This window comes from Janthinobacterium sp. JC611, assembly GCF_018682595.1.
Taxonomy (GTDB): Bacteria; Pseudomonadota; Gammaproteobacteria; order Burkholderiales; family Burkholderiaceae_D; genus Janthinobacterium.
Genome location: NZ_JAFLJN010000024.1, coordinates 1 through 7,084 on the forward strand (window position 1 = coordinate 1; position 7,084 = coordinate 7,084).

Here is a 7,084-nt window from a genome sequence, read left to right on the forward strand (position 1 = left end):
GCCACTTCTTGCGAAGCGTCCTATTTCATTTATTTCTTCGTGAACATTTGATATTTTAAGTTTTACGCTGCTTACGCAGCGCTGCACTTGCATCAAATGCCCACACTTATCGACTGTTAATTGTTAAAGAACGGTATTCAGTTACTGCTCTCGCGCCATCGACAAAGCGTTGTGTTTGTCAGCTGCGAAGAAGGAAGAGTATGAAGCGTTTGCAGCATTTCGTCAACCTTCTTTTTCACCCTGCTTTACTCGGCATTTGCATGCGTCGTTCAGCGAGGGGGCGAATTATAGCCAAGCGCCCCGGTAGTAGCAAGGCTTTCAGGCAATATTTTAAATCGCCGACCTGACCCAGTGAAAACCCAACCTTTCCTGCTCCATACGGATGCGCTCTCCCAAGGTATTGTCACGTAGCATGTGAAATAAGGCTAGCTCCTCATCCGTCAAGCGCGTCAGATCACCAGTATGACGTTTATGCGGTTCTTCGCGGCCCCATAACAGGCGATGCGTTTCCAGGGTTGCGATATCCATCAACATGGAACGTGCCTGGGGCAAGTACCCACGCAGGCGGTCAAGAATGGCAAAACCATGGGTATCGATATCACCCCAGTAAATCACCTCCTTGCCAACTAACCAAGGCACCTCGCCCAAGCGGTCGACGGCATAACCGCCACCGAAGATCACCATGCTGTCCGCCACCTCGGGAAATGCCAGCCCATTAATTTCGTTCTCGGTAATAAAAACGCGTTTTACTGCGCTCCGCAAGGCAGCAAACTGCGCGACTGGCACACTCAGGTCAGACAATCCACCGATATAATGGTGCGCATCGAGCAGGCGAAAGCGTATCAACACCGGCTTGCTCAGCAATCCATAACGCATTTCAAATTGACGGGTGCCAACCGCCTGCACATCAACCGCCTCCGACGGCAGTAGCTGGTCCAGCAACTCCGCCAGTAAAGCCTTGCGCGTTTCGATGAATTTACTGTCCACCCCAGGAATATCAAGTTCGCGCACATAGCGCTGCGGGCGAGGGTGCGCGACAAACCACTGCAAGATCAAGACGATGCGCTCCCATGCGGCAGCATGCTCCAGCAACAGCATCGGCCGACGCGCGATCCAGCCGGCCAGAACAGGAAAAGCCCGCAGTGTCAACGCTGACAGTTGCTCGAAGTGCCGCTTTTCAGCCACTTTTCCGATCAGCCACAATGCGTCGGCTTCATCGACCACGACGACGCTGGCCGGCATACGGTTGCGCCCCAGCTGACGATGATTGATATCACGCCATTCAATAACATAGCCACGCCCTTTATGGCTCTTGCTGCCCTCGTCAAGCTGCCGTATCCAGCGCCGTACCTCATCGAAGTGTTCGCCCAGAATTGCCGTCCCCGGCTGGCGTAAATTAAGTGACCATGGAAACATCGAGCTGCCATTGACATGCGCCGCCAACAGACGGCCACTGTCCCACAAACGTAGTAGTTGGGCTCGAATGACTGACGGCGAGGTCCAATTACTGCTCATGTCGCTCATGCGGAGCGCGCCTTGCGTTCGGCGTGATATTGCTCAATGCTCAGATAACGCAACATCGATTGCCGCCCTTCTTCGCTATGTACAAAACCCAGCCCTGCAACATAGGGTTCGATGATATGAATTTTTTGTAACGGTGTGACAATCAGCAATTGCAGATTCATGCGCTTGAACAGTTCCAGTCCATATCGCGCCGATTCGTCCGAACCGCGGCCGAACGCTTCATCGATCACGACAAAACGGAAGGAGCGAGAGCGCACCACCCCCCACTCCAAACCAAACTGATACGCCAGGCTGGCCGCCAGCACCGTGTAGGCCAGCTTTTCCTTCTGTCCGCCAGACTTGCCGCCGGCATCGGTGTAATGCTCATGCTCGCGGTCGTCCTCACGCCAACGCTCGGATGCTGAAAACACAAACCAGTTACGCACATCAGTGACTTTGCGTGTCCAGCGCTTGTCCACCTCGGCGCTGCCGCTGCGACCACGGAAACGCTCGATAATGGTTTTAACTTGCAAAAATTTAGCTTCCGAATATTCTTCATCAGTAGAGCCCGTTAATGCTCCCTCGGTACAGGCACGCAAGTCGCCCTGGAAATCTCGCAAGTCAGCATCCAGATTCGGCTCGGCTTCCAGCTCGATGTAACGGTTGGGGTTGTAATCGATATCGTGCAAGGAGCGATTGATGATGTCAATGCGTTCACGGATGGTTTCTCGTTCACGCTTGAGCTGCGACTGGAATCCGGCAATTTCACGGATCGTGTTTTCATTCAGCAGCTCCTTGAAGCGTTGCGCAAAGCGCGGCAAATCATCGGCTTGCAGCACCGCCAGCATCTGGCCAAATTCGCCCGCAGCGTTGATGTTCACATCGACTTCGCGCGTATCGAGCGGCCAGGCAGTGACGTAATCGCTCATGGCATTGATGATACGATCACGCAAACTGGCGATTCTCTTGCTGTCGGTATCAATACGGCCTTGCAAGAAATTGCGCATGTCTTTTTCGCGGTTATCGCAAGACTCCACCGTTAGCTTGTATTCTCCTAAGCCTTCCGCCTGCAATTGTTGTAGCTGGGGAAAATACATGTCGCGCGCGTGTTCAGGTGTGGCATCCAGCAACTGTGCGCAGTCGCTGCGTTGACGCAGCGCCTGTTCCTGCCGTTCGCTAAGCTTCGCATGCTCGATGGTATGACGACTGATGTCCTCGTCCGTTCCAGCCTGCGCCAGCATCAGCGCTGCAAGCTGACTCTGCAACTCACGCAGCAAATCGGACGCCGCCTCCAGTGACTGTTTTTCGCGTACTAATTGTTCGATCGCCACCAGCAGCGGCTTCCAGTCCAGGTCGCCGAAATGCTGGAACACCACCAATTTCTGCCAGTGGCCCAGGCGATCCTGATGCGTATCGACCTCAAGGCGCAAAGCGCTGATGCGCGCAGCATGCGCGCTAATACGCAAGGAAAAATCGCGTGCGCGTTTTTCCAGAGCTGCGACTTTGGCCAGGTTCGACCATCCAAGTACATAGCGCGTGCGATCGTCGAGACGATGACGGTCATCTTTTTCATGGCGTTCGCCGCCAGCCTTGAGTTGACCACTTCGCGTAATGGCCAGCTTCTCACGTTGAAACTGCTGCAACGAATCGCAACAGGCATAGTCGAATCGCCGCGCCAACTCGCTCACGAGCCACGCATAGAACGCCGACTCAGGCTTGACGGCTAGTTTGCGCACCAGTGACGCCGGATGCAAGGCACGGGACTCTGGCTGATGAACCGGACGCACCCGAAAATACACCAGGCGTGCACCCAGATGGCTGCTGTCCACCCAGCCGGCGACCGCAGCATAATGCATTTCCGGGACCAGCAACGCCAGGCCGAAATTATGCAGCAGGCGTTCAGCGGCCCCTTCCCATTCGGTGGCATCATCGCGCACCTGTATCAATTCACCGGCAAAAGGCAGATCATCAGTATCGAGTCCAAGCGCGCCGCACAGCAAATCGCGCAGCCGCAGCATCTGACCAGGAATATTTGAACGGCGCTGGCGTAACGATTCAAGTTCGCTTGTCAACTCTCCGTGGCTGGTACGCAATTCACGCAGGGTGACACCAGCCTCGGTGAAGCTGTTCTGGCACTCGTCGCGCTGCGCCACGCATTGTGCCTGGCCACTATCGATGGCGCGCAAATTGGCGCGAAAGCCTTCGTCATCGGCCGCGCCCGGCAACCCAAGCGCTTGCGCCAATTCATCATATTGCGCTCCGCGCCGCGCGCGTTCATCCTTCAACGCTTGCTGACGCACGATCTCGGCGTCGATCTGCGCCAGACGGTTACCACCGTTGGCCGAAATGGCTTCCCGGATTTCATCGCGGCGCACACCTTGCTCAACGCGCAACTGCTGCAGTCGCTGCAGGCGCACGGCCGTTTTTTCCAGCTCCAGCGCCAGTTGTGCAAGGCGAGTTTCCAGCAAAGTGCTTTTCAAGGTGGCAAACCACGGCCGCAGTGCTTCGCGGCAGCCGCGCAATTGCTCATCCTGCTGTTGTAAGTTGGCATGTCGTGCGCAATCGGCCGTTAGCGGCAGCAATTGCTCGATCTGTTGTTTGGCTTTGAGTACCGCTTCATGTGCGCGGTGCAGATCATCAAAATGAGCGATCAGCGCCGCGATGCGCTCTTCAACCGGAAACGCTTCAAGCATATGCTCGCGCACAAACTCGGTCAGGTTGCCGACTGATTTCATCGACACCGTCTGATGAAACAATTCCATCGCCTGCTCGTTGCCGATACCAAAGCGGCGGCGGAAATCGGCGCCATAGGGCGGAAAGGTATCGTGCAGAACAACACCCTTGCTGGCGCGCAGCCGCTTGCGCAACTGGTTGATATCGGTGCCGAAGCCGGCAAACTGATCCGCGATCGACAAGGCGCTGTCGGCTACCACATAAAATCGCTCGGGCTGGCCGTGCGCATCCTTGAGCCAGAAAACCTGCGCCAACGTCACTGTCTGATCATAGCCCTCGTTATAAAACACGCCAAGGATCACGGCATAGGTATTCTGATCGCGCAAGGCAACCGCGCGCGCCGTGCTGCCGCTGTTGCCCCGCTCCGATTTATAATGGCCGAGCACATAGGTGCGCAGGCTGCGCTCATGCGCGTCGGCACCAGCAGCCTTGTTGTAGGAAATTTTTTGCGAAGGAAGCAGCAAGGTCGTGATCGCATCAACCAGGGTCGACTTGCCCGTGCCGATGTCGCCTGTCAGCAGCAGATTGTCGCCACCCGGATGCAATTTCCACACACGCGCATGGAAGGTGCCCCAATTGAAGACTTCAAAGTGATGCAGCCGAAAGCCCGCACGCTCAAGTAGCGCCGGCTCCGCAAAATCGAATTGGGGACTCACGTCTTCCTCATGGTCCCGCTCCATCATTCCGCATCCTCCGACAGTCCCGTGCCATGCGCGGCGTAATCGTTCAGGCGCTGCTCAAAATCACCAAGCCATTGCGCATCGACAAAGGCCTTCAAAATGCGTCGCACTTCAAATTGCTGGTCCTGTCCGCGCAAACGATACAGGAACCCCAGTTCGACCACTTTATTCAAATGTGTATCCATGCGGTCAAACAAGCGCGCTTCATTGGCAGTGTCGGGCAGGAAGAGTCGTAATTGTTCCGTAATTTGCCCGCGGCTGATAATCAAGCGCGTGTCGCTCGCATTGCTATCGAACTCGGCCAACTTTTTACGCAACAGCACCAGGATCAAACTCACTGGATAGCTGAGCTGGCGACGCGGCACCAGGCGCGGCAGCGCAACCTCCCCTGCCTGCGTGGGGCGCTGCCGCAAATAGGCGTAACCCTCGGCCTCGTCCAGGATCAGTTCCAAGCCAAGGTGCTGGCAATAATCACGTACGCGCACCTGCATCAGTAGCAGGGACTGCCATAAGGCCACGTCATTTTCCTGATACAGCACGCCTTGCATCAAGGCGATCAGTATCTGGCTGTAATGCGTTTCACCAGAAGAATTCATCATGCGCTGAAAAGAAAAAGAGGTATGGTGGCGAGCCGCACGCTACCTTGGGCGTCGGTCCAGATGATTGTTTCTTCTTGCGTATCGTCGATCACGCTTGGCAATTCCTGCGTCGCCAGGCTCATATAAGTGGCCAGTTCAGCCAAGCCCTGCTCAAGCGGATACTCGGCGATCAGCGCGGCCAATGAAATCTGCTTGCGCTCTTGCAACGCGCGATGCACATTCGACGCCAGTTTCAGGCGGTCGACGTAGACCTGGCCGAAGAGGGCTTCCGATGGTATGGGCTCGACCATTTCATTGAGCATGCCATGCAAGATGGTCGGTTTGAATGGCGGTGTAAACAAGGTGCGATCCATGGGTACCACCACAAGGGGGCCGGCGGCATCGATTTCGATAAAAGCGACATGCTCGATGACTGCACGCGCATCGAGTGCCTTTTTTTCTATATCGCGTATCAACTGCATGATACGGCGATTTTCCAGCCAGGCCTGGTCATCCAGATAGCGTCGCAGCTGTTCAGACAAACGAGCTACCGTACGCTGCGTCACTTCGCCCGCCTCCAGCCAGTCATAATGAATCCGCAGCAAACGGCCATCAGGCGCCAGTTCACGCACCGGATCAAGTGTCATCACCGCATTCAATAGCGCCGTCAATTCATCCTGGCGCGACGGCGACATCAGCAGATCCCAGAATGCCCGAAAGCTTTTCCCTTCATCGGAATCGGCGATCACATCACGCTGGCCAAAAATTTCTTGCAGTAACTCACCCTTGTTACCATCCCAGGTGGCGATACGTTCTCGCACCGAGCGGTCCAGGCTGCGAAAATTATGCTCGACGGCACGAAAATCGGACAATAGCTCGCGCGCGGTGGACGACATTTGCAAGAAGCGCTCGCGTACCTGGCTAGGCTCCATCATGTCGAGCCTGCCTTGGGATATCTGTGCGATTTCCGCATCAATGGTTGCCTTGCGTTTCTGCAGCTCGGCGATACGGGTACGGGGATTCAATTCCGTCCCATCGATAATCTGACGCAGTAAATCGAACACTGTCATCAGGCGCGATTCAGTGCCGATGAATTGGCGCTGTTCCAGGCCAAGCAGCCATTCGATCGCCTGTTCGGTCGGCGACGTCACATCATAGTGCGGTTCGTCCTGCCCGTTTGGATAATATTTGCGTAACCAGCCCCGTTCATCGGAAGCCCAATCGTCCAGATACGCTGTCGCGCTTTTGGGAAACAACACCTCGCCAGCCAGTTCATGCAGATGATATAGATGATCGTCCAGATGCGATGCCAGTTGCTGGCGCGCGATGGTGCGGATATTGGGCGTAATAAAATGACGATGCAAGAAACTGGCGATCATCGGAGCATGATCGGCGGCGAGCAAGCGCCAGGCCGGATGGTTGCGGCGCTGGACAGAAAGTTGTTGATAATCCATCTGTATGCATTTGAGAGGCTATTGCCCACTGTAGCACCGATCAATGGCGCAGCTCATGACAAATCTCTAAACGAAAAAAAACCCCAACCGGATCACCGGAAGGGGTTTTTCGAATAACAAGCCTGACGATAACCTA

4 protein-coding genes are annotated in these 7,084 nt (G+C 55.4%); all 4 read right to left on the minus strand.

Features of this window, described 5'->3' with window-relative positions; translation table 11 throughout:
* Positions 1 to 330: 330 nt before the first annotated feature.
* From J0O65_RS18105 to J0O65_RS18120, 4 genes are read right to left on the minus strand one after another with little or no spacing between them, the layout of a single operon-like run.
* The gene (locus J0O65_RS18105; protein ID WP_215408678.1) at positions 331 to 1,524 is read right to left on the minus strand and encodes a Wadjet anti-phage system protein JetD domain-containing protein; all 1,194 of its coding nucleotides are present in this window, start codon (positions 1,522 to 1,524) and stop codon (positions 331 to 333) included.
* Entirely contained in the window at positions 1,521 to 4,916 is a 3,396-nt protein-coding gene (locus tag J0O65_RS18110) for an ATP-binding protein (RefSeq protein WP_215408680.1), read from the minus strand. Before J0O65_RS18110 ends, J0O65_RS18105 begins: the two co-directional genes overlap by 4 nt.
* A complete protein-coding gene (locus J0O65_RS18115; RefSeq protein WP_251373830.1) occupies positions 4,916 to 5,515 on the minus strand; it encodes a DUF4194 domain-containing protein in 600 nt (199 codons plus the stop codon). The genes J0O65_RS18110 and J0O65_RS18115 overlap by 1 nt, the downstream gene beginning before the upstream one ends.
* Entirely contained in the window at positions 5,512 to 6,948 is a 1,437-nt protein-coding gene (locus J0O65_RS18120) for a DUF3375 domain-containing protein (RefSeq protein WP_215408679.1), read from the minus strand. Before J0O65_RS18120 ends, J0O65_RS18115 begins: the two co-directional genes overlap by 4 nt.
* Positions 6,949 to 7,084: the final 136 nt, after the last annotated feature.

Coding starts and splice junctions, on each gene's coding strand:
- J0O65_RS18115 (WP_251373830.1), bottom strand. CDS start 5,515: ATGATGAATTCTTCTGGTGAAACGCATTACAGCCAGATACTGATCGCC.
- J0O65_RS18105 (WP_215408678.1), bottom strand. CDS start 1,524: ATGAGCGACATGAGCAGTAATTGGACCTCGCCGTCAGTCATTCGAGCC.
- J0O65_RS18120 (WP_215408679.1), bottom strand. CDS start 6,948: ATGGATTATCAACAACTTTCTGTCCAGCGCCGCAACCATCCGGCCTGG.
- J0O65_RS18110 (WP_215408680.1), bottom strand. CDS start 4,916: ATGGAGCGGGACCATGAGGAAGACGTGAGTCCCCAATTCGATTTTGCG.